Raw genomic sequence first — 25892 nt, 5'->3', positions numbered from 1 at the left:
CGCCATGAAATTTATTGATGACGGTCAAGCTAACTTACCGCTGCCTACGCCTTGCTGTACAGCCTCACCGGCTGACGCTGTTACAAGGAGTGATGGCGATCACAACGCGGCCCTGTTGCAACTATAGTGCAAATCGGGCCGCCCTGCGTTCAGCTCCCCAGCGGGTAAAAACGCTCGCCCTGCTGCGCCATGCGCTGCAAGCGTTCGCACGGCGCGAAGTGCTCGCCGTGCTGCTGGCGCAGGTATTCCAACGTTTTCACCACTTTTTCGGCGCCGAGCTCGTCCATATAGCGGAACGGGCCGCCGAGGAACGGCGGGAAGCCGATGCCGAACACCGCGCCGATGTCGCCGTCGCGCGCGCTGCGGATCACGCCTTCATCCAGGCAGCGCGCCGCTTCGTTCAGCATCATCATCACGCAGCGCTGGGCGACGGTCGCCGGCAGCATGTGCGCCTTCGGCGTGACGCCGAGCAACGTATACAATGAGGTATCCGCACGTTTACGCCGCTGCCGCTGCTGCCCTTCGCTCGGGTAAAGATAGAAGCCGCGGCCGTTCTTGCGCCCTTTACGCCCGTCCTTCAGCACCGCATCGAACGCAGCCGGCGCGGCGAAGCGCGGCCCCAGCGCCTCGACCAGCACCGGAATGATCTTGGTGCCGACGTCGATGCCCACTTCGTCCAACAGGGTGATCGGGCCGACCGGGAAACCGAAGTCCACCAGCGCCTTGTCCAGCGACTCCATCGGCTCGCCTTCCAGCAGGCAACGGGCCGCTTCGTTGATGTACGGCGCCAGGATGCGGTTGACATAAAAACCCGCGCTGTCGCCCACCACGATAGCGGTCTTGCCCTGCTTGTGCGCCAGCGCCACGGTGGTCGCGATAGTCTCTTCGCTGGTGCCAGCGTGCGGGATCACTTCCACCAGCGGCATTTTGTCCACCGGGCTAAAGTAGTGCAGACCGATCACCTGCTGCGGCCGCTGGGCTTTTTCGGCGATGTGGCCGATAGGCAACGAGGAAGTATTGGAGGCAAACACGGTATGCGGCGCACAGTTCGCTTCGACCTCGGCCACCATCTTCTGCTTCAGCGCCAGATCCTCAAACACCGCCTCGACCACGATATCCACCTGCTCAAAGCCGGTGTAATCGGTAGAGCCGGAGATCAGCATCATCTGTTTTTGCCGTTCCGCCGGGCGCATGCGCTTGCTGCGTACCCGTTTGCCAAGCACGTCCCAGCTGTATTTCAGCGCGTGATTGATGCCGGTTTCATTAATGTCTTTGATACGAACCGGCAAACCGCCGCGCGTGGCGGTGACGCAGGCGATGCCGCCGCCCATCAGGCCGCCGCCGAGAATGCCGACACGATGCAGGACATGCGGCTTGGCATTGCCGCCCCGCTCTTTTTTCAGCGCAGTGGAGGCGAAGAACAGGCTGCGCAGCGCCGCCGACTGCGGCGTCATCGCCAGTTCGCCAAAGGCGCGCGCTTCGGCTTCATAGCCGCTGGCGCTGCCGTGATCCAGCCCGGTGCGCACTACCTGAATGATGCGTTCCGCCGCCGGGTAGTTGCCGTGGGTTTTCGCCAACGTTTTTTTGCGCACAATGCTGAACAGCAGATTTCTGCCCAGCGGGCCATTGAGCAGGCGATCCTGCCACGGCAGCTCGCGCTGATGCTTCCAGCCCTGTTTCACCCGCTCGATGGCGGTCTGCAACAGGATCGACTGCGGCACGGCGTCGTCCACCAGCCCCATGCGCAGCGCCTGGCGGGCGCGAATGTGCTTGCCGGTCAGGATCATGTCCAGCGCCTTGGCGGCGCCAACCAAGCGCGGCAGGCGCTGAGTGCCGCCGGAGCCCGGCAGCAGGCCCAGCTGCACTTCCGGCAGACCGAGCGCGGTTTTGTCATCCAACGAACAGACGCGGCCGTGGCAGGCCAGTGCCAATTCCAGGCCGCCGCCCAGGCAGGCGCCATGAATGGCGGCCACCACCGGCACCGGGAAGGCGGCGATCTGCGCTAGCGTGCTCTGCCCTTTCTTGGCCAGCGTTTCCGCCTCTTTGGCGCTGGTGCAGGCGGCAATCATGGTGATGTCGGCGCCGGCGATAAACGAGTCCGGCTTGCCGGAAACGATCACCAATCCTTCCAGCGCGGTATGCTGCTGCGCCCGGATCAGCACGTCGTTCACCTGTTCGACGAACTCGGCCTTGAGCGTATTGACCTTATCGCCCGGCACGTCGATGGTGATCACGCCGATGTTGTCGGGGCGAATCGTCAGCTGAAAGGCCGACGGTTTGGCCCGCTGTTCGTGCAATGCGTTTTCGGCACTCATCATTCCACCTCCACGATCATCGCGGCCCCTAACCCGCCGGCGGCGCAGGCGGTGGTCAGGCCCAACCCGCCGCCGCGGCGTTTCAGCTCGCGCAACGTCTGGGTGATCATGCGCGCGCCGGTGGCGGCGAACGGGTGACCATAGGCGATAGAACCGCCCAATACGTTGAATTTGTCCATGTCCACTTCGCCGATTGCCTGGCTGCGGCCAAGCTTCTCGCGGGCGAACGCTTCGCTGGCGAACATCTTCAGGTTGGCCAGCGTTTGCGCAGCGAAGGCTTCATGCATGTCGATGAGCGTCAGATCGGCCAGACCGATGCCGGCGCGATCCAGCGCCAGCGGCGTAGCGTAGGAAGGCCCCAGCAGCATGTCTTCCCACACGTCGATGGCGGCAAAGGCGAAACTGCGTAGATAGCCGAGCGGCTGCAGCCCCAGCTCTTTGGCGCGCGATTCGCTCATCATCAGTACCGCCGCCGCGCCGTCGGTCAACGGCGTGCTGTTGGCCGCAGTGACGCTGCCGTGTTTGCGATCGAACGCCGGTTTCAGCTTGGCGTAGGAAGCCAGGCTGGAGTCTTTGCGGATATTGTTGTCTTCAGAAAGCTGCGCGCGGTAAGGCGGCACGTAGGCCGTCATCACCTCATCGCGCAGCCACCCCTCACGCCAGGCCCTGGCCGCCAGTTCGTGGGAACGGTGCGCCAGCGCATCCTGCGCTTCGCGGGTGATGCCGTGGCTTTTCGCCATTTGCTCAGCGGTATCGCCCATGCGCAGACCGGTGGAATACTCCGCCACCGCCGGCGGCACCGGCATCAGATCGCGGAATTTCAGCCGGCTGAACAGTTTGAGACGCTGCGACAGCGTGCGCGCCTTGTTGACGTCCACCAGCGTGCGCGCCAACGCCTTGCTGACGCCGATCGGCAAGACGGAAGAAGAGTCCGCCCCGCCGGCGATACCGACGCTGATGCTGCCGGCCATGATGCTCTCCGCCACGTTGGCGATCGCCTGGAAGCTGGTGGCGCAGGCACGCGACACGCTGTAAGCGTCGGTATGAACGCTCATACCGGTACCGAGCACGATTTCACGCGCGATGTTCGGCGCCTCGGGCATTTGCACCACCTGGCCGAACACCAGCTGTTCGATCAGCTGCGGATCGATGCCGCTACGCGCCAACAGCTCGCTCACCGCCGTTTTCCCTAAATCCACCGCCGGAATGCCGTGATAGGCAGTTGCCTGTTTGGCAAAGGGGGTACGCAGTCCATTCACAATCGCAATGCGGTCACCATGACGGGTCACCAACGGCAGTGCCTTACTCATAAATGCTCCTGAAGAAAATAACGTCAGCGCAATGGGCAGAAAGAGGTCTGACCTGATGAGGTCATTGTTAACCAAACGGTTACATTTGGCAAACCGGCAGAGATCAAAACTGCGAGCAGGCGCACTTTCTATCGGGGCGGCACGGGGAAGGAAATCCCCGGCGCGCAGCAGGCGGCGCCGGGGGTAAAGCGGGGATTAACGCAGGCCGAGCTGGAAGATCAGGGTTTCCGCCTGGCAGGCGAAGGTGAAATCGGCCTCCAACTGCACGCCACCGTCAACCGGTTTAATGCTACTGCTGATGTCACAAGGATCGGATTCGACCGCGCGCGCCTTTTCGCTCAGGGCGGCCAGCATCGCTTCCGCATCTTGTTGATTACTGAACACCTGGCTGTAGGACGCGGTGCAATCGGTGTTATCCATCACGGTGCCGACATCCACGCAGCAACACGCGGCGGTTTCCTGGGCGCTGCATTTATTAATTGCATCTGACATGATTGGTTCTCCTCAAGGGCCTCTGTTATCAGCCCAAATTGCCGTTTCACTCACCGGCACAAAGCCACAAAATTCTGCGGGTATTTTACGCTTCCACGCCGGCAATCACTAGCACTTACTTTTACTGGGTGTTTTAAGTGATGGAAATCACAAATAAAAATGAGCGTCTGGTAAGGAATGGTAAGAATTTTGTTATTTACCGCTGGCTTTTTGTTAAGCAGATCTCTTTTTTGATATCAGGTTGGAAATATTTCAAAAACAAACTTGCAACATTTTCACAGGTCAGACCTATACTTCAGCCACTGGTCTGATTTGTCTGAACGATAACGGACCCTACAATCCCGCGCTCCTTGTTACTTCGTGTAACAATAGTTTAAATAATAAACACATAATGAGGTTTTGGTCATGAGCCAGAAAAACCTATTGACTAAATCAGCTCTCGCAGCTGCAGTGGCAATTATTTCTTCAAACGTGTCTGCCGCAGGATTCCAGCTGAATGAGTTCTCATCAGCTGGTTTAGGACGTTCGTATTCTGGCGAAGGCGCCATGGCGGATACGGCGGCCTCCGCAAGCCGCAACCCGGCATTGCTGATGATGTATACCCGCCCGGAACTTTCTTTCGGCGCAGTCTTCATCGATCCGGACGTCGATATCAGTGGCCGATCTCCTTCCGGCGCCAGCCTGGATGCGAAAAACATCGCACCGACAGCCTGGGTGCCGAACCTGCATTATGTTCACCCAATTAACGATCAATTCGCCGTAGGCGGCTCGGTCACCAGCAACTTCGGTTTGGCGACCGAATATAACGACGGTTACGCGGCGGGTTCCATGGGCGGCAAAACCGATCTGGAAACCCTGAACCTGAACCTGAGCGGCGCTTATCGCCTGAACAAAAACTTCAGCTTCGGTCTGGGTTTTGACGCCGTCTACGCCAAGGCTAAACTCGAGCGTTACGCCGGCGATCTGCCAAAATTGATCGCCGGTTCAGGCAAATTGCCGCCACAGTTGGCCGGCCCGGTTTCGCAGATCCCGGCAGATACCCAAATTTCTCATCTGAAAGGCGACGAATGGGGCTTCGGCTGGAACGCCGGTATTCTCTACGAAGTGGATGAAAACAACCGTTACGGCTTCACCTATCGCTCAGAAGTGAAAATCGACTTCGACGGCGATTACAAGAGCAGCCTGCCTTCAGCCTTCAACCCGTTGCTGGCCTCTCAAGGTCTTCCGTGGGGCACCAACGGCACCACCATTCCGGGTTCTCTGAGCCTGCACCTGCCGGAAATGTGGGAACTGTCCGGCTATAACAAAGTGGCGCCGCAGTGGGCCATCCACTACAGCCTGGCCTACACCAGTTGGAGCCAGTTCCAGGAGCTGAAAGCCACCGGCAACAACGGCCAGACCCTGTTCCAGAAGCATGAAGGCTTCAAAGACGCTTACCGCATCGCGCTGGGTACCACCTACTTCTACGACGATAACTGGACCTTCCGTACCGGTATCGCCTTCGATGACAGCCCGGTGCCTGCCCAAAACCGTTCGATCTCCATTCCCGATCAGGACCGTTTCTGGCTGAGTGCCGGTACTACCTATGCGTTCAACAAAGACGCCTCGGTCGACGTCGGCGTGTCCTACATGCACGGCCAGAAAGTCACCATCAACGAAGGTCCTTATACCTTCACCTCCGAAGGCAAGGCCTGGCTGTACGGCGCCAACTTCAACTACCGCTTCTAATCTCACTTGAGATGGATGCCAAAGCGCCCCCTGGGGCGCTTTTTCTTTGCCTGTCGCTCGCGCGGGCATAAAAAAACCCGCCTGACGGCGGGTTTTCATTGGCATAATGCCCGGGATTACTGCGAGTCGATCTCGTCCAGTTCGCCCTGAATCGCCTTGGCGTTCGGGTTCTCTTCCGGCTTGAGCGAACCGCCGTTGGCGATGAAATCGTGGCGCTGGAAGTAAGCTTCGCGCACCATGATGTAAGGATCGGAGGAATTGCGCAGCAGACCGTCGGAATCCAGCAGTTGAGCGCGGGTTTCGATACCCTCGACCACCCATTTGCCCGCCGACATCCAGAAGGTCAGGTAGCTCAGCATCGGATACAGCGTATCCGCAAAGTCGCCACCTTCGTCACGCAGCGTGAAGCTGCCGTAGCCCGGCAACATCACGTACGGGCCGTAACCCACATCGTAATGCCCCAACGTGCTGCCGAAGCGATTCGGCTCTTCGCGCGCCAGTTTCGGGTTGGCCATGCCGGCCACGTCGATCAGGCCGCCCATCCCGAGTAGGGTGTTCAGGAAGAAACGGTTGAAGTGGATCATCCCGCGGTAAGGATCGCCCTTCAGGAAGGCGTTGACCATGCTGGCCGGCTCTTCCAGGTTGGAGGTGAAGTTGCTGATGCCGTTACGCGCCGGCATCGGCACGTAGTCACGCCAGGCCACCGCGACCGGACGCAAGATATAAGGATCCAGGACGTTGTAGTTGAAGTCGAACATCGTCCGGTTAAATCCTTCCAGAGGATCAGAACGCCCTTGCGGCTCATTGTCTGGCGCGCTGGCACAGCCCACCAGTAATGCCGCTGCGAATGCCACCCCAGTCAGGCGAAAGTTCATATTTTTCTCCATAAAAACACGTTCGGTCTTATTTTTCAGGGACCTGCTTGTTTATCTGAACGCTAACCTGCTCTTTACCGCTGAATGTCTGCAGCGAGCTTTCGCCGAACCAGTCCCCCGGTTGCGGCGTGGCCAATCCGTCCTGTGAGAGGCGCACACGCACCTGCACCTGATGCTGCGCCGAGAGCAGACGCTCGGGCATCATGGCGTTGCTGTCATCCAGTGAGAAAGACAGCGGAAAACGGCTCAACGGCAATTGTTTTACTGCGACCGGCACCGGGCTGACGCCGTCGGTGACCGAAATGACCAGCGTCCCCTGCGGCGGCATGGCTTTCGCCGCCTGCGGTGACAGCGCAACGGTCACATTCAGTTTAACAGTTTCTCCGCCGGCCTGGGCTTTTGCTTGTGCAATACTGCGCTTTATCACTTCCGCGCGCGGATCGTTGGCCGGCAGCAGCTGCAGCATCACTTGCCAGGCGCCGATCGCCTGCTTGAAATCGCCCTGTTCGAAGGCATTGAACGCCAGCAGGCTGAGCACCCGCGGATCGCTGTGGTTTTCCGCGATCATGCGCCGCAACAGCTGCGTCGCCTGCTTGTTATCCTCCGGATCGTTGGATCGCGTCAAGACCTCGGCATAGCCGAGCCGCACTTCCAGACTATTCGGATCCAATTGATAAGCATGAGCAAAGGCCTGCGTAGCGGTAGTGGCATTGTTCAACGCCATGCCGACGCGCCCCAGCATCATCCAGTCGTTGATATTGCGATCGTCCTGCTGCAGCGCGGTGCGCAGCCCCAGTCCGAGACGGGCAATCTCTTCCATGCTCAGCGGTTTGGCGCGCTCGTTGGCGACGCGCTCGCGCAATTCCGGCATTTGCGCCTGCACCAGACGCCAGTCCAGCACCTGCGCCAACCCGCCGGTTTTCAGATAAAAGCCAACGGTCACCGCCAGCAATAACAGCACGCCCGGCACCAGCGCCCAGCGGTTGATCGGCTTCGCCTGCGCTATCTGCTCGGCCGGGATGTCGTTCAACAGGTTCTGTTGCAGCTCTTTGACCAGTTCCGGACGCTCGGCCACCACGCCCTGCTGCTCATCCTGCTCCAGCTCGCTGAGGCGATCCTGATAAAACGCTTTGTTCAACGCATCGCGCGTGGCGGCGCTCTGCTTGCCGTGGCGCATCGCCGGCACCACCAGCAACGCGGCGGCGCCGGCCAACAACACGCAAATAATCAGCCAAAAAGCCATTAGGGTTTCTTCCTGTCAGTCTCTTGCAACAGCGCCGCCAGGCGCTGCCGTTCCCGTTCGGAGAATGCATCGTCCACCACCGCGTCGGGCTTGCGACGGGTACGCAGGATCACCACCGCCCCGCCGATCAATACGAACAGCAGCGGGCCGATCCACAAGATCAGCGTCGCCGGCGTTACCGGCGGTTCGTAGGTGACGAAGTTGCCATAACGCGCCACCATGTAGTCGATGATCTGCTGCTTGTTTTGCCCCTGCATCATCAGCTCGTACACCTTGGTGCGCATGTCGGCGGCGATGATAGCGTTGGAATCGGCAATGCTGTTGTTTTGGCATTTCGGGCAGCGCAGCTGTTCGGTCAACTCGCGATACTGCTGCTCCTGCTCGACGGAGTTGAAGCGATAGGTATCGATCGCAGCGGCGGTGCTCCAGCTCAGCAGCGCGGCGCACAGCAGAACAATCAACCTCATGCCTCGCCCCCGTACTTTTTATACAGCGGCAGCACTTCCTGCTGCCAGACGCGCTCGTTCATGTCGCCGGCGTGGCGATAGCGAATGATCCCCTGGCCGTCGATAAGGAAGGTCTCAGGCGCGCCGTACACCCCGAGATCCAACCCCAGCATGCCGTCGCCGTCGTACAGGCTGAGCGCATAGGGATTGCCGAGGGAATTCAGCCAGGTCACCGCCTTGGCACGATCGTCTTTATAGTTCAGGCCGACCACCCGCACGCCGCGCGCCGCCAGCGTATTGAGATACTGGTGCTCCGCGCGGCAGGTCGGGCACCAGGTGGCCCAGACGTTGAGCAATATCGGCTTGCCGTCGCGCAGCACCGCCTGATCGTAGGTTTTGCCGGGCTGATCCAGCGATTCCAGCCTGAAGGTCGGCACCGGTTTGCCGATCAGCGCCGACTCCAGCATGGTCGGATCTTCGCCGCCGGCGTTGCGCGTCAGTTGCACCATCAGGGCCGCCACCAGCAGCAGGAAGAGCACCAACGGGATAAACAGCAGCTTACGCTTCATGATTGCGCCTCCAGCTTGCCTTCGCGCTTGAGCTTTTTGCTCATGCGATAACGCGGGTCGAGAATGCACAGCAGGCCGCCGATCGCCATAAAGACGCCGCCGAACCAGATCCAGCGCACGAAGGGTTTGTAATACAGGCGCACCGCCCAGGAGCCGTCTTCCAGCTCCTCGCCCAGCGCCGCGTACAGATCGCGGCTGAACCCGCCGTCGATCGCCGCCTCGGTCATCATGCTGCGCGCCACGCTGTAGTAGCGTTTCTCCGCATGCAGCGTCGCCTCCGGCTTGCCGTTGCGCGTCACGTCGATGATACCGACGCCGCCGCTGTAGTTCGGGCCGCGGATGTCGTGCACGTCGCGGAACACGAAATGATAATTGTGGATATCCACGCTGTCGCCGGCCTTCATCCGCACGTCACGCTCCACGCTGTAGTTCTGGCTGAAGGCGATGCCGATCACCGTCACCGCCACGCCGAGGTGGCCGAGCACCATGCCCCAGTGGCTGCGGGACAGCTGCCGCAGGCCGCGCCAGAAACCGTGACGATGGGTGGCGCGCTCATGCAGCTCCATCAGCGTCAGGATGATCACCCACAGTGCCATGATCAGGCCCACCACCGTCATGCCGGCGATGCTGTCCTGCAGCAACCACGGCAGCAGAATCGACAGCACCAGCGTCGCCAGCAGCGCTACGCCGAGGCGCCGCCACAGCTTGCGCGGCTCATCGCGGCGCCAGCGCACCAGCGGCCCAATGCCCAACAGCAGCGCCAGCGGCGCCATCAGCCAGGTGAACATGGTATTGAAGAACGGCTCGCCGATCGAAATGCTGCCCAGCCCCAGCTGTTTGTGCACCAGCGGCAGCAGCGTGCCCAACAGCACCACCAGCATGGCGGCGATCAGCAGCACGTTATTGCCCAGCAGGAAGGTCTCGCGCGAGAAGGTCTCGTGCTGTACACGGCTACGCACCTGGCCGCCCTTGACCGCGTACAGCAGCAGCGAACCGCCGATGACGATCACCAGATAGGCGAGAATAAACATGCCGCGCGCCGGGTCGGAGGCGAAGGAGTGCACCGAGACCAGCACGCCGGAGCGCACCAGGAAGGTGCCCAGCAGGCACAGCGAGAAGGCGGTGATCGCCAGCAGCACCGTCCAGGCTTTGAACGTGCCGCGTTTCTCGGTCACCGCCAGCGAATGCATCAGCGCGGTGCCGGCCAGCCACGGCATAAAGGAGGCGTTCTCCACCGGATCCCAGAACCACCAACCGCCCCAGCCCAACTCATAGTAGGCCCAGGCCGATCCGAGCACGATGCCCAGCGTGAGGAACACCCAGGCGGCGGTAGTCCACGGGCGTGACCAGCGCGCCCAGGCGGTGTCGAGCCGGCCGGCCATCAACGAGGCGATGGCGAACGCGAAGGCGACCGAGAAGCCGACATAGCCCATGTACAGCAGCGGCGGGTGGAAAATCAGGCCGATATCCTGCAGCAGCGGGTTGAGATCGCTGCCGTCGATCGGGAAGTTCGGCAGCGTGCGGGTGAACGGGTTGGAGGTCATGATGATGAACAGCAGGAAACCGGCGGTGATCATGCCCATCACCGATAGCACCCGCGCCACCGCGTCCTGCGGCATCGCCCGGCTGCACAACGCCACCGCCAGCGACCAGCAACTCAGCAGCAGCACCCACAGCAGCAGCGAACCTTCGTGCGCCCCCCAGGTGGCGGCGATGCGGTAATACACCGGCAGTTGGGTATTGGAGTTGGTGGCCACGTAGGCGACGGTAAAGTCGTTGACCACGAAGGCATGCACCAGGCACAGGAACGCCAGCGCAATCGCCGCGAACATGCCATAGGTCAGCGGCCGGGCCACCGCCATCATGCGGCTGTCCTGCCGCGCCGCGCCCCACTGCGGGTAGATGCTCAGCAACAGCGCGATCGCCAGCGCCAGGCACAGCAGAAAACTGCCCAGTTCCGGCATCATGACTTGGCACCCTCCGCCTGCGGCGCGTTATACGCTTCCGCCGGCCCTTTGTGATTCTCTTTCATCGCGTCGGCCACTTCTGGCGGCGTGTATTTCTCGTCGTGCTTGGCCAGCACTTCGCGCGCATTGACCACGTTGCCCTCGCCCAGCACGCCCTGCGCCACCACGCCCTGCCCTTCGCGGAACAGGTCCGGCAGAATGCCAGTGTAGGTCACGCCGATCGCGCCGCGCGCGTCGTAAATCTTGAAGCTGACCTGCAGCGTATTGGGATCGCGTTTCACCGAGCCGGGCATCACCATGCCGCCGATACGCAGCCGCTGGCCGACCTCGGGCTTCTCATGATTTTCGCCCTTGCCCTGCAGGATTTCACCCGGGGTATAGAACAGATCGATGTTGGAGCGCAGCGCGTACAGCATCAGGGTTGCGGTCAGCGCAATGCCGATCAGCACAACGATCGCCAGATAAAGGCGGCTTTTACGACGTGGATTCACAATGATTTCTCCCGCGGTGCGGCGGATTTTTGTTTTGATTGTTGCGCATGGCGAATGCGCCGCTCGCGCGCCTGACGGCGGCCGATCTCGGCGAGCAACTGCCGCCGCTGCCAGACGGTGTGTGCCACCAGCCCCAACAGCGAAATCAGCGTGACGGCGACCGCCAGCCAGACATAGAAGGCATAACCGCCCATGGCGAAAAACGCCGGCCAGGAATCGAATGCGGCATTCATGACTGACGCTCCTTATTCACCAGCCCGGCAACCCACGGGCGCTGGCGCTCCTGGAACAGAATCAAATTGCGCAGACGCATCAGCGTCAACGTAACGAACAACAGCAGGTAGCCGAGGATCGCCCAACGCAGCGGGGTGCGCATACTTGGCGCGATGGATTGCTGCATGTTGGTCGAGCCCTGATGCAGCGTATTCCACCATTCGACGGAGAAATGGATGATCGGAATGTTCACCACGCCCACCAGCACCAGAATGCCGGCGGCCCGGCCCGCCAGGCGGCGGTCTTCGAAAGCGTTATACAGCGCGATGACGCCCATATAAAGGAACAGCAGCACCAGCTCGGAGGTCAGCCGCGCGTCCCACACCCACCAGGTGCCCCACATCGGCTTGCCCCAGGCGGAGCCGGTCACCAGCGCGATAAAGGTGAACACCGCGCCGATCGGCGCCATCGCCGCCACCACGGTATCGGACATTTTCATCTGCCACACCAGGCCGATAAACGCCGCCACCGCCATCGAGGCATAGATGCCCATCGACCACATGGCCGCCGGCACGTGAATATAAATGATGCGGAAGCTGTCGCCCTGCTGATAATCCTTCGGCGCGAAACCAAAGCCCCATGCCCAGCCAAGCAGCAGGCAGGCCGCCGCCGCCAGCCCCAGCCAGGGGACAAAGCGGCCGCAGACGTGATACAGCCGTTCAGGCCGCGCCAGTTGATGTAACCATTTCCACATTGTCGTCAGTGCTCACGGTAATTTTTATGCGTCGGCCGCCCCGAGCGATCGAAACGGCGAAAATCTTCTGCAGGGTACGCTCTTGTCGGCCTTGCCCCGTCTGTTCATTCAATACGTTAGCTAGTGCACGCTCACTCGCAGCGCCGCTGCGGTGGCAAACGGTGCCAATGTCACGCTGCCCGCCAGCATCGCACCGAGTATCGCCAGGTAACCGTCAATCGGCATGCCCATCGAGGCGGCGTCGATCGCGCCGGTGGCGAAGATCAGCACCGGGATATACAGCGGCAGCACCAGCAGGCTGAGCAGCACGCCCCCTTTGCGCAAGCCGACGGTCAACCCCACGCCGATAGCGCCGATCAGGCTCAGCGTCGGCGTGCCGAGCAGCAGCGTACCCGCCACCGCCAGCCAGGTTTGCATATCGAGCGACAACAGCAGCGCCACCAGCGGCGACAGGATCAGCAGCGGCAATCCCGTCACGACCCAGTGAGCACACACTTTGCCCAGCACCGTCATCGGCAGCGGCGTCGGCAGCAGCAACAGCTGCTCCAGCGATCCGTCGAGAAAGTCGTCGCGAAACAGCCGCTCCAGCGACAGCAGCGAGGCCAGCAGCGCCGCCACCCACACGATGCCCGGCGCAATGCGCGCCAGCAGCTGCGGTTCAGGGCCAATCCCCAGCGGGAACAGCGTGATCACAATCAGGAAAAACCACAGCGGGTTGACGATCTCCGACCCTTTACGGCAGGCGATCTTCAATTCGCGACGCACCAGAGTCAAAAACATCACAAACTCCCCGCGTCGTGTTCCGCCAAACGAATTTTGCCCACCGTTTGGCTGACGCCGGCCAAATCCTGATGCGTGGTCAACAATACCATGCCGCCACGCTGCGCATGTTGTTCAAAAAGGCTAATCAACTCGGCCACGCCCTGTTTATCGATCGCCGTCAAGGGTTCATCGAGGATCCACAGCGGCGCCGCGCTGAGCCACAATCGCGCCAGCGCCACCCGCCGCTGCTGCCCGGCCGAAAGCTGCGCCACCGGCAGATCCTCGTACCCCACCAACCCGACCTGCTCCAGCGCGCGCCAGATGGCCTGATGCTCGGCCGCGCCGCGCACCGCCTGATAAAACTGCAGATTTTCGAAGGGTGTCAATACGGCTTTGATGCCAGGTTGATGGCCGATAAACAGCAAATCTTGCTGATACGCCGCGCGATCGCGCAGCGTGTTGCGCCCGCGCCAGCACACCTCACCGCCGTCCGGCCGCGCCAAACCGGCGAGGATGCGCAGCAAACTGGTCTTGCCCGCGCCGTTCGGCCCTTCTACCTGAATGATATCGCCCGGCTGAACTGAAAAGCTTAGCTCGCTAAACAGGATGCGCTCATCGCGCACGCAACTCAGACTTTTGGCTTCCAGCATCAGGGAACTCATATTTTTCTTTGGGATAGCGAATCATAGCATAAGCCTTTCCCCACACGCAGCCTGCGGCGGGCGCGCCGAGGGGCCAATATGGCGAGCAGGATCAAGAATGCGTGGAAAAAATCGGCGGATTTTAACTCTTGTTACCTTTTTCTGTATTTCGCCGCATTTTGGCCGGGCAACTACGCTTAATGACGTGACCTCACCCTTATTGAGCAGGAGCGATAGCATGAACGACCAGCAACGCCAGCAGCACGAGCCGGATGAGACAATGCAGGTAGAGAGCGAAGAGCAGGAACAGGGCAAACGCGAAATCGAAGTCAGGGAAGAGAATCTGCCGTCACGCGCGGCGGCGGTGCATGAACAGATCCGAATGGAAGGCGAAAAAGAGCTGGAGCGCGACGGGCTGGCGCTGCTGTGGTCGGCGATTGCCGCCGGGCTGTCGATGGGCGCCTCGCTGGCGGCGAAAGGCATTTTCCACGCCCGCTTGCCGGACGATCCCAGCCGCTTTTTCATTGAGAACCTCGGCTACACCTTCGGTTTTATCATTGTCATCATGGCGCGCCAGCAGCTGTTTACCGAAAACACCGTCACGGCGGTGCTGCCCATTATGCATAAACCCACGCCGCGCAACCTGCTTATCCTGCTGCGCCTGTGGGGCGTGGTGCTGCTCGGCAATCTGATCGGCACCGCGCTGGCGGCGCTGGCGTTTACCCATATGCCGCTGTTCGACGCCGAAACGCGCCGCGCCTTCATCAGCCTGGGCGAAGAGGTGATGCGCCATACGCCGGGAGAAATGTTCGCCAACGGCATCCTGGCCGGCTGGATCATCGCCACCATGGTATGGATGTTCCCGGCCGCCGGCGCGGCGAAAATTTGGGTGATCGTGTTGATGACCTACCTGGTGGCGATTTGCGATTTGACGCATATCGTGGTCGACTCGGTGGAGATCCTGTATCTGGTGTTCAACGGCACGATTGGCTGGCAAGCATTCGTTTATCCGTTCGCCCTGCCGACGCTGGCGGGCAACATCATCGGCGGCACCTTTATCTTTGCGCTGATCAGCCACGCGCAAATCCGCAACGATTTGAGCGCCAAAAATAAGGCGGCGCGCCTGCAAGAGGAAAAACGGCGCCACGGCGGGGAAAAACCGTGATCGCCGTCGGTTAGCCGAGGAAATTTCGGCGCGAACTGGCGAGGTATTGAGCAAACGCGCCGCTAAGCGCTTATTCTGCGGGTAAAAAAAGGTATAATGCCCCGGCAGCTTCGGTTGCCGGTCCGCAGCGTCCCCGTAGTTAAACGGATATAACAAGCCCCTCCTAAGGGCTAGTTACTGGTTCGATTCCAGTCGGGGACACCATTCTTTCTCATCAAGCCATTCCCCATCATCTGCACCCGCAATTCCCCTTTTCCCCTGTTCAGACCCGGTTTCTCCCGCGCCTTATGATGGGCATTAATTGAAAAACTTGATATCCGTCGGCGTTGAGATCGTCGCCGCCTCACCTCTGGCCTGCAACTCACCCTTCTCATCATCGAAATCGAACAGCGTAACGCTATTGGTGAACACATTCGTGACATAGAGGCGGTTGCCGTCGGCATCAAAAGCGAGCGCCCGCGGTTCAATGCCGCCGGCCTCATAGCGCGTCGGCACGCCTGGCAGACCGTCCCTGCCTATTTTAAATACCAGCAGGTGGTTATCGGTACCGCGATGGGTGGCAATAAGATATCTGCCGCTCGGGCTCAGGATAATAGCCCCGCCGCTTTTCGCCTCCGCCGAATCGAGGCCGCCGTTCAGTTTCACTTTCCCTTGCCGCGTCAATCGATGATCGCTGACGGCAAACGCCTCGATCTCGCCCGCCATTTCAGTGATGACATACGCATATTCGCCTTCTGGCGAGAACACCATGTGCCGTGGACCGGCGCCGGGCGCAAAGCCGACATCGCGCGAAGCATCCGCCTGCTGCGGCTGCGCGTTATCCGGGCGATAGCGATAGGCGTGCAACTTATCGCCGCCGAGATCCGCCGCGTACAGGTATTGGCCATCGCGGCTGAAGGTGGTGGAGTGCGCATGCCCGCCTTCCTGGCGCCCCTGCACGATGCCGGAGCCGGGTATAAACGGGTAATGCTGCACGCGTTCACCCAGTGTGCCGTCGCTGCGAATCGGCAATACCGTCACCCCCGCGCCGCCTTTGGCGACGGAGTAGTTGGCGACAAACAGAAACTTACCGTCCGGGCTGAGTGTGGCATGCGTCGGCTGCTGGCCCGCACTGCTCACCGTATTCAGCACCCGCAGGCTGCCGTCTTTGTCTATCGCCAACGCAGTGACCGTTCCCGCATCCTCTTCATTGGTGACATAGGCGAAACGGCCATCGCGGGATGTTACGACCCATGACGGGCTTTTCATCTTAATCACATTGAGCAACGTTAACGTGCCGTCGCCATTTACCCTCAGACGATAGAGCCCTTCACTGGGGTGCGCCGGTTTCTGCACCGCAGGCGCATCCGGAATATGGGTCCAGGTACCGACTAACGCTATTTGTTGAGGCTCCCGATTATTGGCCATCGCATTTCCTGAAAACATGAAGAGGGTTAATGCCAGCATTAATTGAATGACCTGCCAGCCTAAACCGGCAACGTTCACCCAGCCAGACACAGACAACGTTAAAGGTAGCATACCGAAAGCGTAATGGCGTTTATTCATCGAATCGGGGGATTTCTCTACACTCATGATGTCTCCTTTTCTCAACGCTACACCACAGGAATCAGTATATCGACATTAACAACTTCGCTGTTTAAATGCTCGTTTCTATATAGCTCGATAAAAAAGCTTTCCCTCATTTTGACATTAATGGCCGGCAGGTAAGCGTCATAGATGCTTTCAAAAAAATCAATGTACTCAGGCAACGCTCCCATAAAGGGAATAACAATATATTTCCCTCTGGGTATGTAGAAGTTAAAAATAGAGTGAAAAACCTCTTGTCCCTTACTATTTGAATGCCATTTACCCGCTCTGGTTTTTTCCACACCATAAGCTTTTCCATTCTTGCTTAACCATTTTTCATTAGTCTGCGTAATGTCACTGGCATCTCTGTATTTCCTTATGGAATGGAAAATCAATGCTTTGTACTGCTTTAACAACTCAATATCATCCGGCATGACCGTGTGATAAAAATAGGGCTTATTGTCATTGCCATACGGTGGGATCTGGATGGAGAAATCCCATCCCCGGCTGTTTCTAAAGCTGTTGGGCGTTTCGCCAAAGAAACGTTTGAATGCCCGCGTGTAACATTGCTGAGAGGCAAAGCCCGATGCCAAGGCGACATCCAGTATGTTCCCTTGATGTTGTTTAAGCAAAATTGCGGATCGGCTCAGCTTTCTGTGCCTGATATAAGTTCCGAGCGTCATACCAAAATAATGTTTAAACAGCCGTTGCAAATGCCATTTAGAATACCCTGAGATAATAGACACTTTCTCAACGGAAAGGCCCTCTATAATATTCTTCTCCATATACTCTAACACCTGTAAAAGAATATCTTTCCGATAGTCCATGCGCGCTCCTTGCTTTTATAAAAATTGTGTCCTTTTCATTAAAATCGTTAACCAACCAAACCAAGTCATTAAGATTAATCCTAAAAAAAATCACCTTGGCAGCGCCATTTTTGCGGCATAGGAAAAGTCATTACTTAAATAACTGAAAATGATCATGTTATATAAATCCACCCGCAAAAAAACGGCAAAACAAAAACAACCCACATAAAGTGCTCCCGTCAAAGATGCATTTACATCTCCAGGGAGAATCACACTTTTTGCCAATTGTTTTATCTTAACGTGTTTTTTACACTCCACTGGCATGGCCGAATAGGAATTTCATCATCACAAATTAAATCGTGAATTTATTGTTTGGTCGGCTGATAAAATTATTGAACCTAATGCGAAGAAGTAGGAACAATGTCGAGGGAGGATGCGGTGGATAAACGCAAGGCCTTAACCTCGGGCCAGATAATCGCAGAGCTTCATAGCGCGTTTCTTTTTTATCTTTTCCCATACAAAGCAGAATCGATGTTTCAACAAACCTTGTTCGATGCCCTACGTTACCCTCCACGCCAATTGGGGCGCCATTTATGCCTCGCTCTTCCCTCGTAACAGTGCCGTGTCTGCATACGCTGTGCTTTGTTGCCACAGCACGGCAAAAAGCCCGGCTCGCCAGGCCGGGCTTTTCATTAACGGACTGATTAATCAGCCAGGTTGTCGATCTCTGCCGATCGGTGCTTGCGCAACAGATACAGCAGCAAAGATACCCGCCGCTCGGTGCGTTCCGGGGTATCCGGCGGCAGGTTGTAGCGCAAGGTGTAGCGCTCGTTGTTCTCGTTGCAAAAATCGATGACGAGCACGGGAGCAGACGCTCCCGCCACTTTTCGATAGTTCAGCGAGATGCACGACAGGTTTTTCCTCATCTCAACTTACCGCGACGGTACGGCGGGTTGATTCGGCAATCCGCCCCACGCCGGCGCTCAGCGCAGCGCCCAACAGCAGTATCAGCAGTGAGCCCCATGCGGCGCGAGACAGTTGTTTGGCCGCTTCATCAGCCGCTTCACGCGCTTTCTGCTCGGCCTCGGCCTTGAGTTTCTCCACTTTCTGCACCGCTTGCTGGTAAGCCTGAGCATAATTATCGACGATTTGGCTCGCTTCATCGCGGCTCTTGCCGGTGCGTGCCGCAACGATATTCACCAACGCATCCTTGTCGGCGGCGCTCAACGTCGGCTCACCGGACTGCTTGACGCGCTCGAACCACTGCTTAAGCTCGGTGGCGGCCTGCGCCGGATCTGCCGCGGCATCCACGGCCGACTGTTTGCCGTCGGCGGTCGCCCTATCGGCCTTCTGTTCCAACCGAGCCGGATCCAATTCCGGCTTGCCGGTCTGCTTGAGCGTGGCGTTCAACTGATTTTCCAGGCTTCCCCAGTCAAGGCTGATGCCCTTTTTATCCAGCTGTTGCTTGAGGCCTTCACCCACGTTTGGCGCTGCCGCCGCCAGGCCGCTGCCCGCCAGTGAGAGCCCTTTACCCACCGCGCTGCCCGCCAGCCCCACCACGCCGCTTGCCAATGAAACCATCAGCCAGGTGGTCAGCAAGGTGGTGATCGCCCAGCTCAGCAGGCCATGCAAACCGCCGCGGTTCGGCGCAGTGCGTCCGGCGACGAACGCGCCGGCGGCCAGCGATGCCAGCGTGGAAACCAGCAGCCAGATCCCGGTGCCGGTGCCAAAGCCGCTCAGCGGATTGCCCTTTTGCATCATATCTACGGCCTGGGCGCCGATCGCCGTGCCCAGTACGCTGAAGATCAGGTAGGTCACCAGCGCTACGGCACTCCCGGCCAATATCGAGCCCCATGACACCTGAAACGCAAAGCGATTTGATTCATAGACAGTGGTCATCGTTGTTCCTTATATTTTCTGGACAAGTGATTGCACGCACGGTGGATAACCGCGCAGACAAATTCAGTCTGCCGCGCGGCGGCGTCGGCCGTCCCAGTTCATTTGCGCCAGAATGCCTAGTGCATTCACACCCTGCGAATACGCACGTTATGCACTAAGCTGCTCAGCGAGTAGCGTAACCCGCGGCCCCGATCAGAGGCCGCTCCCCTTCTGTCTAGCGGAGAGCACATGAACCCATCCGTCCTGGCCAGCGAAACCCACCGCGGCCACCTGCAGCAAATCATCTCCGGCTTGTCCGACGGCGTGATCCTGACGGATACCGATCAAACGCTTCTCTGGGCTAACGAAGCCGCGTTGGCCATGCACGGCGTGAGCCACCAGAAAGCCCTGGGGGCTGATGCCGGCGAGTACGCGGCGCGTTTTGCACTGCGTTATCGCAACAACCACCCGCTGGCGCTGGAACAGTACCCGCTGAGCCGGGTTGCCGATGGCGAAACCTTCACCGATGTGGTGGTGGAGGTTCGGCAGGTCGACGATCCGGAGAGCTTCTGGGTGCACCGCCTGCGGAGCCTGATCATCACCGATGCGCAGGGGCAGCCGGAGCTGCTGGCGCTGATCCTGAGCGACGCAACGGAGTGGGCCAGCGCCGAACAGCGCTTTGAAAAAACCTTCAACGCCAATCCGGCGCCGGCGGTCATTTGTCGGCTAAGCGACCTGCGTTACGTCAAGGTCAACCAGGGGTTCCTCGATATGACCGGTTACCAGCGTGAACAGGTCATGGGGCGTTCGGTTTATGAACTCGACGTCTTGGAACAGGCAGAGCACAAAGAGCTGGCGGTTCAGCGCCTGGGGGAAGGCGCCACCATTCCGCAGATGGAGGCCGAGCTGAAACTGCCCGGCGGAGGAAGCAAGCTGGTGGTGGTTGCCGGTCAACCGCTGGATATCAATGAAGACGACTGCATGCTGTTCACGTTTACCGATCTCGAACCCCGGCGCCTGGCGGAATCGGCGCTGCGAGAAAGTGAAGAGCGGTTCGCCAAGGCATTTCGCCTGAGCCCGGTACCGACGTTGGTGTGTACCGCAGACGAGAGGCGCGTGCTGGACGTCAACGAAGCGTTCACCCGCACCACCGAGTACGACGCCGAAGCGTTGATCGGCAAAACGGTCGATGAGATCCAGTTTATTGACGATCCCGAGGCGAACCGCCGTTTGTTTGCCGCACTGGAAAAAAGCGGCAACGTCGAAGGGTTGGATATCCAGGTGCGAAAGAAAGGGAGCGAGCTAATCGACTGCGTAGCCTCGGCGGATGCCGTCAGTATCCATAATGCGCCCTGCTACCTGTTGGTGCTCATGGACATTACTGAGCGTAAACGATCGGAGCTGGAGCTGGTGAATGCCATCGAAGAAGTGATGCAGGATGCCTCGTGGTTCAGCCAAACTTTGATCGAAAAACTGGCCAACGTAAAAAGCATCAACCGGCCCGACCAGGCTGGATTCACCACCAGCGACCTCACGCCGCGCGAGCGCGATGTGCTGGAATTGATTTGCGAGGGGCTGCCGGACAAGAAAATCGCGGCGCGTCTCAATCTGGCGCTCAACACCATCCGCAATCATGTCGCGACGGTCTATTCCAAACTCGGCGTGCACAGCCGCAGCGAAGCCATCGTCTGGGCCAGAGAGCGCGGGCTGTTTACCGGCGGAGCGGCCTCCAGGAACGGCAAGTAGCCTGCAAATGCACTACCCGCACCGATGCAAACGCCCCTTATGAGCGCAGAGTGAAGTGCATAACATGGCGGTGCAAATGCAGGCTTTCGCTCTGTGCGAACGCCAAACGGATCGAACCTTAGGAGCACATCATAATGAACAGCGAAAAAGCCAATGGCATGATGGACAAAGTGGCGGGCAAAGCGCAGGAAATCGCAGGCGACGTCAGCGGTAACGAACGTTGGCAGGCCGAAGGCGTCACGCGCCAGGCAGTGGGCGCGCTGCAAGAAAAATACGGCGACGCCCTGAGCTGCGCCGGCAGTATGATGAAGAAAAACCCCCTCGCCGCGTTGGCACTCGTTGCCGGCGCAGGTTTGTTGGCCGGCCTGCTGCTGCGTCGCCGTTGATTAGCGCCGACGATCAACCTGCTTTTCCCTGAATGTTGTGCCCGGTGGGTAACCACTGGGCACGGTTCTCTGGCCAGGCGGGGCTCAGCGTTATCGATTGCTACCTCCATCTCGTTGGCATCCGGGCTTAACGCGTACTCAACGTCGCCATGCGACGGATGATTATGGCGAAACCGTTATATCCCGCAGGGAATATGAGCTTTTATCGTTCAGGCTGCGGTACACCGCCTTTACTCGCTGCTTAACGGCACCTCTTTTTATTATATTCGTCCTATTGCTGATTATCATCGCCCCCACCGCCTGTTATTTCCGGTTGTTATGCAATTCTCTTCAACATATCGAAATCCCTCGGCATAAAAACTGAATAGATCAATCAGGCTGGGTTTATCCTCCGCGCCATTAAATGTTAATATTGCCAGATTGTGCGCACGGAGAAATAGCATGTTCCCCAGTAAAAAACATTCACAGCGGGCGACCCCGCTGACCAGCTATCAATTTTCCCGGCTGCATACTTTTGAATGCGTCGCCCGCCATTTATCTTTTGCGCTGGCGGCGCAAGAATTGTCGATCACCCCCAGCGCCGTAAGCCACCGCATTAATTTGCTCGAAAAGGAATTGGGCTTTCTGCTGTTTCAGCGCTTTCATCGCAGAATTACCCTGACGCCGGAGGGCGAGCGCATGCAATGGGCGCTGGACAGTTCCTTCAACACCTTGAATCAGGAAATTCTGGACATTAAAAATCGCGAGTTGACGGGAACATTGACCCTCTACTCACACCCGTCTCTGGTGCAATGTCTGCTGCTGCCGCGCATCGGCGACTTTATCGCCCAGCACCCCACCATTCACCTCAACATTTTGACCGGGCAGGAAATCATCAACCTGGCCAACCGCGGCGTGGACCTGGCGATGTACTTCGGCAAACTGCCCTCGGGGCGGCATCTGGACGAGGCCTTTATGCAGGAATCGATGGTGCCGATTTGCACGCCGCAGTACGCCGCTGCACATAACCTGTACGATGCGCCGGAAAACCTGGCTCACTGTACGCTGCTGCACGATCGCTACAACTCCGGCGAAGATGAGTGGCAAACCTGGTCACAACACTTTGCGTTGGGGCTGGATACCGACAGTAAAAGCATGGAGTTCGACCGTTCCGATCTCGCGGTACTGGCCGCCACACGGCACCTTGGCGTCGCCATGGGGCGGCTTAATCTGGTGCAGGACTGGATAAAAAGCGGCGAACTGATCATTCCGTTCACCAACATGACCGTGCCCTGTGAGCACTGCTATTTTACCTCGACCATTTCCGAACGGCAGTGGCCCAAGATCCTCGCGTTTAAGCAGTGGATCATGAAAATCTCCCCTCTGGTCTGATGGCCAGAGGGTTAGCGCTCTACTTTGGGGGAATAAGAAAAATGCAGCGCGCAGGCGTAGAGCCGGCCGGCCTTTGAATAAGAAATATATTTGCGACTTTTATCCCAGGTCAGCAGGGAATTATTGGCAAAATAATAAACCTCCAATCGCATCCCATTCGCCAACCTCGACCAGCCTCGGCTTCTTATCACGGTAAAATCACCGTTATCGCTGAGCGTAATCAGCGGCACGCCCCAAGCATAGCGGGATATTTGCAACTGAATAATGAATTGGCTTTCGCAGCTTATTTGGTAGTTCTGTACATCAACATCCATAATTTATATTTTTGGTGCCACCCTTCGGTCAAAATAAAGAAGATATGAACAACTCACCACGATTAACCCCAGCACGATCAGCACGGCACCCAATACAAACTCAATTTGCAGTGGTTCGCCGAGAATGGCGACCCCCGCCAGGATGCCGAATATCGGCGTCATAAAGGTGAGAATGCCCAGCGAGGAAGCCTGATAACGGCGCAGCAGTGAAAACCAGATCAGGTAGCTGAAAAACGACACGATCAGCGTTTGGAACAGCAGGCTGCACCAGGCCACCGGGCTCAGGACGACGTGCAAATTGCCCGTCGCTATCGCCAGCAGCGACAGCAGCACGCAGGCGCCCGTCAACTGGAATAACAACGTCTGTTTGGCCGGGCACTCCGCCAGACGCGTGGTACGGATCACCAGGGTAGAACCGCCCCAGGCGATCCCCGCCAGCAGGCCATAGAAATCGCCTTTCAGCCGATCGGCTCCGCCACTTCCGTCAGCCATGCCCGATATGGCCAGCACCACGCCGCCAAAGGCGATGAGCATGCCCAGCCACTGCACCGGCGACAGACGCTCCTGAGGAAGGAGAAAATGCAGACCGAGGGCGGAAAATAGCGGCGCGGTGTACAAAAACACCGCCATATGCGAGGCGCTGGTGTAGCGCAGCCCTTCGGAGACAAAAAAGAACTCCAGCGCGAACAATGCCCCTACGCTCAAACCGGCGCTCAGCGTGGCGCGATCCCAGGTGAAGCACTCGCCGCGGCAACGCGCCAACAGGTATACCCCCAGCGCGGCGAGGCCCGAGCGAATGGCAATTTGCAGCACCGCCGACACATCCTGTTCGGCGGCCTTGATCGCCACCTGCTGCATCCCCCAGATGGCGCAAAGCAGCACCATGGCGGCGGCGGCCCTGCCGTCAATACCGACTCTTGCATTCATAATAGAATTCTCGCCACCGTTGAAATAATCACAGGCCACCGTAGAATTATTCTTTATACACCACGATTTCCTGATAAAGTTTAATAACCTCACCATCGCTGTCGACGGAGTCGGTATATTCAGTTTGCTGCGCTAAATGAATCACCCGCCATCCTTTACGTGCCAATTCCGGGATCGTCAGGCGCCCCACGCCGCGGCAGGTAAACAGGGTGTCGTCAGATAACCTGAGTTTGCTAACCTCTGCATAATCATAAGCTTGAGAATGGCAAACGTGCGACTCCGCCGCCATCGCCGGTAATGAAAACAGCCCCACCAACAACATTAACAGATTTCTCATGGCGACCTCCCAATCGCTTATTCCTGCCGACCGATTACGCAGAAGAAGGCAAACGTTAATACGGCGGTGACAGGCTGAAATTAATTATCTCTTGCACGACTAAAATTACAGGCTGACGCCGATGACTGACAAATGAAAAATATAAACCTTGGCGTTAGATGAATTCATCCGAATCGAGAGACATAAATAATGGCGCTTTTCACCGCACGAAATGGTCAAAAACCGGCCAATAATTAGCAAGAAAAGTAATTATTTATCTCACCGTTTATGTTACAAATGCCGCCCGCCGCTAAAACACCAAAAAAACCGTCAAAATGCGTGAAAACGCAGCGTTCTGCGCAAAACATCGGCATGGCGGCGCTGATGGGGCGGTCATACATAAAACAGGGATAACACATGGCAATGAAATTGCGCGTAGTGACTCAAGCGGTGGCGCTGGGTCTGGCGATCGGCAGCGCGTCGTTCGCCGCTCAGGCAGAAATCACTCTGCTGAAGCAAGATCCACAGGCCGGCGATCCGCTCAGCCGCCTGAACTTTACCGTTGGCGGCAGCATCCGTCCGCAGTTCAACAACATGACGGGCGACGGTGACAAGGGCTCGTATAAGCGTAACGGCTTCGATGGCGGCACCCGTTTCCGTTTCGCAGCGGACTACTACCTGTTCGACGATATCAGCTGGATCAGCTACTACGAGCTGGGTGTGAACATTCCGGCGCTGTTTGACTGGGATCACCACTATGCCGACGGCGCGAGAAACACCAGCCGCCGTATGCTGTATACCGGCCTGAAAAGCAACACCTGGGGCCAGATGACCTTCGGTCAGCAAAACAGCGTTTACTATGACGTGGTTGGCGCCAAGACCGATATCTGGGACTACGACATGCTGGCCCAGGCACCGGGCAACGGCATCAACGGCGACTACGACGGCTCTTACCGTTCACGCAAAATGCTGAAGTACAAGAACCGCTTCGGCGATGCGGACGTTTACGCCTCGTACCTGTTCAGCGACAGCGACTACCTGCCGGGCAACGGCCTGCGTTATAAGCGCAAAGGCGGCGGCTCACTGGGTGTGGATTACCACATTACACAGGATCTGACCTGGGGTACCGCCTGGAACTACACCCGCGCCGAAATGCGCAACCCGTCCACCAGCGGCAGCAAGAGTTATGACCAGAACATTTTCGGTACCGCCATCAGCTGGAAACCGGACAACTGGACGCTCACCTTCGGCGGCGGTTACTACAACGACTTCCTGACCACCAAGAAAGCCGACGTCAACAATTACTTCGCCGGCGATGCGTGGGGTATCGAATACCTGGCCGGTTATACCGTGCCGGTGGGCCAGTACGCGGTGAAATCGGTGATGCCGTACTTCATGGGCGACCGCCTGGAATACATCAGCGGCCGCAACTACCAGCGCATCGACAACGGCCTCGGGGTTACCGTACAGTTTGACTACGGTTTCCGCGTTGACGTAGAGCACGTGCTGACATCGAGCACCGACAACCTCGGCGATATGACCGTGGTCCGTCTGCGCTACGATTTCTGATTGCTCAGAACGTAAAAAAGGCCGCGCAAGCGGCCTTTTTCG

The 25892-nt window shown here is 58.4% G+C and carries 26 protein-coding genes and 1 tRNA gene; 7 read left to right on the top strand and 20 right to left on the bottom strand.

Annotation, left to right across the window (positions count from 1 at the left end; translation table 11 throughout):
* Nucleotides 1–149 precede the first annotated feature (149 nt).
* From fadJ to BVU99_RS05910, 3 genes are all read right to left on the bottom strand, one after another.
* Nucleotides 150–2315, bottom strand: coding sequence for a fatty acid oxidation complex subunit alpha FadJ (gene fadJ / locus BVU99_RS05920; RefSeq protein ID WP_099816979.1), 2166 nt, complete (start codon nucleotides 2313–2315; stop codon nucleotides 150–152).
* A complete protein-coding gene (gene fadI, locus BVU99_RS05915) occupies nucleotides 2315–3625 on the bottom strand; it encodes an acetyl-CoA C-acyltransferase FadI (RefSeq protein ID WP_025303722.1) in 1311 nt (436 codons plus the stop codon). Before fadI ends, fadJ begins: the two co-directional genes overlap by 1 nt.
* A 195-nt stretch (nucleotides 3626–3820) precedes the next feature.
* Nucleotides 3821–4117: a YfcZ/YiiS family protein gene (locus BVU99_RS05910; protein ID WP_072145088.1), complete on the bottom strand. Its 297-nt coding sequence runs from the start codon at nucleotides 4115–4117 to the stop codon at nucleotides 3821–3823.
* Between the two features lie 405 nt (nucleotides 4118–4522).
* Here BVU99_RS05910 and fadL point away from each other — a divergent pair, with 405 nt between their 5' ends.
* A complete protein-coding gene (fadL, locus tag BVU99_RS05905) occupies nucleotides 4523–5845 on the top strand; it encodes a long-chain fatty acid transporter FadL (RefSeq protein WP_004936243.1) in 1323 nt (440 codons plus the stop codon).
* 116 nt (nucleotides 5846–5961) lie between these two features.
* On the opposite strand, the gene mlaA is transcribed toward fadL, so the two are convergent.
* The 10 genes from mlaA to ccmA form a co-directional block, all read right to left on the bottom strand.
* Nucleotides 5962–6720 (bottom strand): phospholipid-binding lipoprotein MlaA, encoded by a 759-nt coding sequence (mlaA, locus tag BVU99_RS05900; protein ID WP_025303725.1) that lies wholly within the window; start codon nucleotides 6718–6720, stop codon nucleotides 5962–5964.
* Between the two features lie 28 nt (nucleotides 6721–6748).
* Nucleotides 6749–7963, bottom strand: a complete 1215-nt coding sequence (gene ccmI / locus BVU99_RS05895) for a c-type cytochrome biogenesis protein CcmI (protein WP_060433754.1) — start codon at nucleotides 7961–7963, stop codon at nucleotides 6749–6751.
* Nucleotides 7963–8430, bottom strand: coding sequence for a cytochrome c-type biogenesis protein (locus BVU99_RS05890; protein ID WP_099816978.1), 468 nt, complete (start codon nucleotides 8428–8430; stop codon nucleotides 7963–7965). The genes ccmI and BVU99_RS05890 overlap by 1 nt, the downstream gene beginning before the upstream one ends.
* Nucleotides 8427–8978 (bottom strand): DsbE family thiol:disulfide interchange protein, encoded by a 552-nt coding sequence (locus BVU99_RS05885; protein ID WP_015378623.1) that lies wholly within the window; start codon nucleotides 8976–8978, stop codon nucleotides 8427–8429. The genes BVU99_RS05890 and BVU99_RS05885 overlap by 4 nt, the downstream gene beginning before the upstream one ends.
* Nucleotides 8975–10945, bottom strand: coding sequence for a heme lyase CcmF/NrfE family subunit (locus tag BVU99_RS05880; RefSeq protein WP_025303728.1), 1971 nt, complete (start codon nucleotides 10943–10945; stop codon nucleotides 8975–8977). Before BVU99_RS05880 ends, BVU99_RS05885 begins: the two co-directional genes overlap by 4 nt.
* Nucleotides 10942–11436, bottom strand: a complete 495-nt coding sequence (ccmE, locus tag BVU99_RS05875; RefSeq protein WP_004936264.1) for a cytochrome c maturation protein CcmE — start codon at nucleotides 11434–11436, stop codon at nucleotides 10942–10944. Before ccmE ends, BVU99_RS05880 begins: the two co-directional genes overlap by 4 nt.
* Nucleotides 11433–11669 carry a heme exporter protein CcmD gene (gene ccmD, locus BVU99_RS05870; protein ID WP_025303729.1) on the bottom strand — a complete coding sequence of 79 codons (237 nt, stop codon included), beginning with the start codon at nucleotides 11667–11669 and terminating at the stop codon, nucleotides 11433–11435. The genes ccmE and ccmD overlap by 4 nt, the downstream gene beginning before the upstream one ends.
* Nucleotides 11666–12403: a heme ABC transporter permease gene (locus tag BVU99_RS05865; RefSeq protein ID WP_033653722.1), complete on the bottom strand. Its 738-nt coding sequence runs from the start codon at nucleotides 12401–12403 to the stop codon at nucleotides 11666–11668. Before BVU99_RS05865 ends, ccmD begins: the two co-directional genes overlap by 4 nt.
* A 120-nt stretch (nucleotides 12404–12523) precedes the next feature.
* Complete coding sequence (gene ccmB, locus BVU99_RS05860; RefSeq protein WP_025303731.1) at nucleotides 12524–13183, bottom strand: heme exporter protein CcmB; 660 nt, start codon at nucleotides 13181–13183, stop codon at nucleotides 12524–12526.
* Nucleotides 13183–13815, bottom strand: coding sequence for a cytochrome c biogenesis heme-transporting ATPase CcmA (gene ccmA, locus BVU99_RS05855; RefSeq protein ID WP_015378626.1), 633 nt, complete (start codon nucleotides 13813–13815; stop codon nucleotides 13183–13185). The genes ccmB and ccmA overlap by 1 nt, the downstream gene beginning before the upstream one ends.
* 229 nt (nucleotides 13816–14044) lie before the next feature.
* Between ccmA and BVU99_RS05850 the strand changes: the two genes are divergently transcribed.
* The gene (locus BVU99_RS05850; RefSeq protein WP_099816977.1) at nucleotides 14045–14971 is read left to right on the top strand and encodes a formate/nitrite transporter family protein; all 927 of its coding nucleotides are present in this window, start codon (nucleotides 14045–14047) and stop codon (nucleotides 14969–14971) included.
* A 129-nt stretch (nucleotides 14972–15100) separates the two neighbouring features.
* Nucleotides 15101–15175 (top strand) — tRNA-Arg (locus tag BVU99_RS05845).
* Between the two features lie 93 nt (nucleotides 15176–15268).
* Here BVU99_RS05845 and BVU99_RS05840 read toward each other — a convergent pair.
* The 4 genes from BVU99_RS05840 to BVU99_RS05820 form a co-directional block, all read right to left on the bottom strand.
* Complete coding sequence (locus BVU99_RS05840) at nucleotides 15269–16543, bottom strand: lactonase family protein (protein WP_244590493.1); 1275 nt, start codon at nucleotides 16541–16543, stop codon at nucleotides 15269–15271.
* A 20-nt stretch (nucleotides 16544–16563) separates the two neighbouring features.
* Nucleotides 16564–17364, bottom strand: coding sequence for a helix-turn-helix domain-containing protein (locus BVU99_RS05835; RefSeq protein ID WP_099816975.1), 801 nt, complete (start codon nucleotides 17362–17364; stop codon nucleotides 16564–16566).
* Nucleotides 17365–18047: 683 nt separating this feature from the next.
* Nucleotides 18048–18206, bottom strand: coding sequence for a hypothetical protein (locus BVU99_RS05825; RefSeq protein WP_230201404.1), 159 nt, complete (start codon nucleotides 18204–18206; stop codon nucleotides 18048–18050).
* Between the two features lie 64 nt (nucleotides 18207–18270).
* Entirely contained in the window at nucleotides 18271–19242 is a 972-nt protein-coding gene (locus tag BVU99_RS05820) for a TIGR04086 family membrane protein (protein WP_089196130.1), read from the bottom strand.
* Between the two features lie 228 nt (nucleotides 19243–19470).
* On the opposite strand from BVU99_RS05820, the gene BVU99_RS05815 reads away from it, so the two are divergent.
* From BVU99_RS05815 to dsdC, 3 genes are all read left to right on the top strand, one after another.
* Nucleotides 19471–20967, top strand: a complete 1497-nt coding sequence (locus tag BVU99_RS05815; RefSeq protein ID WP_025303737.1) for a helix-turn-helix transcriptional regulator — start codon at nucleotides 19471–19473, stop codon at nucleotides 20965–20967.
* A 134-nt stretch (nucleotides 20968–21101) separates the two neighbouring features.
* Complete coding sequence (locus BVU99_RS05810) at nucleotides 21102–21353, top strand: CsbD family protein (RefSeq protein WP_025303738.1); 252 nt, start codon at nucleotides 21102–21104, stop codon at nucleotides 21351–21353.
* Between the two features lie 441 nt (nucleotides 21354–21794).
* Complete coding sequence (gene dsdC / locus BVU99_RS05805; protein WP_025303739.1) at nucleotides 21795–22724, top strand: DNA-binding transcriptional regulator DsdC; 930 nt, start codon at nucleotides 21795–21797, stop codon at nucleotides 22722–22724.
* 11 nt (nucleotides 22725–22735) lie between these two features.
* Here dsdC and BVU99_RS05800 read toward each other — a convergent pair whose 3' ends face one another.
* From BVU99_RS05800 to BVU99_RS05790, 3 genes are read right to left on the bottom strand one after another with little or no spacing between them, the layout of a single operon-like run.
* Nucleotides 22736–23038 (bottom strand): hypothetical protein, encoded by a 303-nt coding sequence (locus tag BVU99_RS05800; protein WP_049294901.1) that lies wholly within the window; start codon nucleotides 23036–23038, stop codon nucleotides 22736–22738.
* Nucleotides 23039–23041: 3 nt separating this feature from the next.
* Nucleotides 23042–23965 (bottom strand): DMT family transporter, encoded by a 924-nt coding sequence (locus BVU99_RS05795; RefSeq protein WP_049294925.1) that lies wholly within the window; start codon nucleotides 23963–23965, stop codon nucleotides 23042–23044.
* Nucleotides 23966–24011: 46 nt separating this feature from the next.
* Entirely contained in the window at nucleotides 24012–24302 is a 291-nt protein-coding gene (locus BVU99_RS05790) for a hypothetical protein (protein WP_049200124.1), read from the bottom strand.
* A 396-nt stretch (nucleotides 24303–24698) separates the two neighbouring features.
* Here BVU99_RS05790 and BVU99_RS05785 point away from each other — a divergent pair, with 396 nt between their 5' ends.
* Complete coding sequence (locus BVU99_RS05785; protein ID WP_025303743.1) at nucleotides 24699–25850, top strand: autotransporter domain-containing protein; 1152 nt, start codon at nucleotides 24699–24701, stop codon at nucleotides 25848–25850.
* Nucleotides 25851–25892 lie beyond the last annotated feature (42 nt).

Origin of the sequence: Serratia sp. OLAL2 (genome assembly GCF_002752475.1) — a bacterium.
GTDB lineage: Bacteria > Pseudomonadota > Gammaproteobacteria > Enterobacterales > Enterobacteriaceae > Serratia > Serratia bockelmannii.
This window is presented reverse-complemented; position numbering and strand designations above follow the sequence as displayed.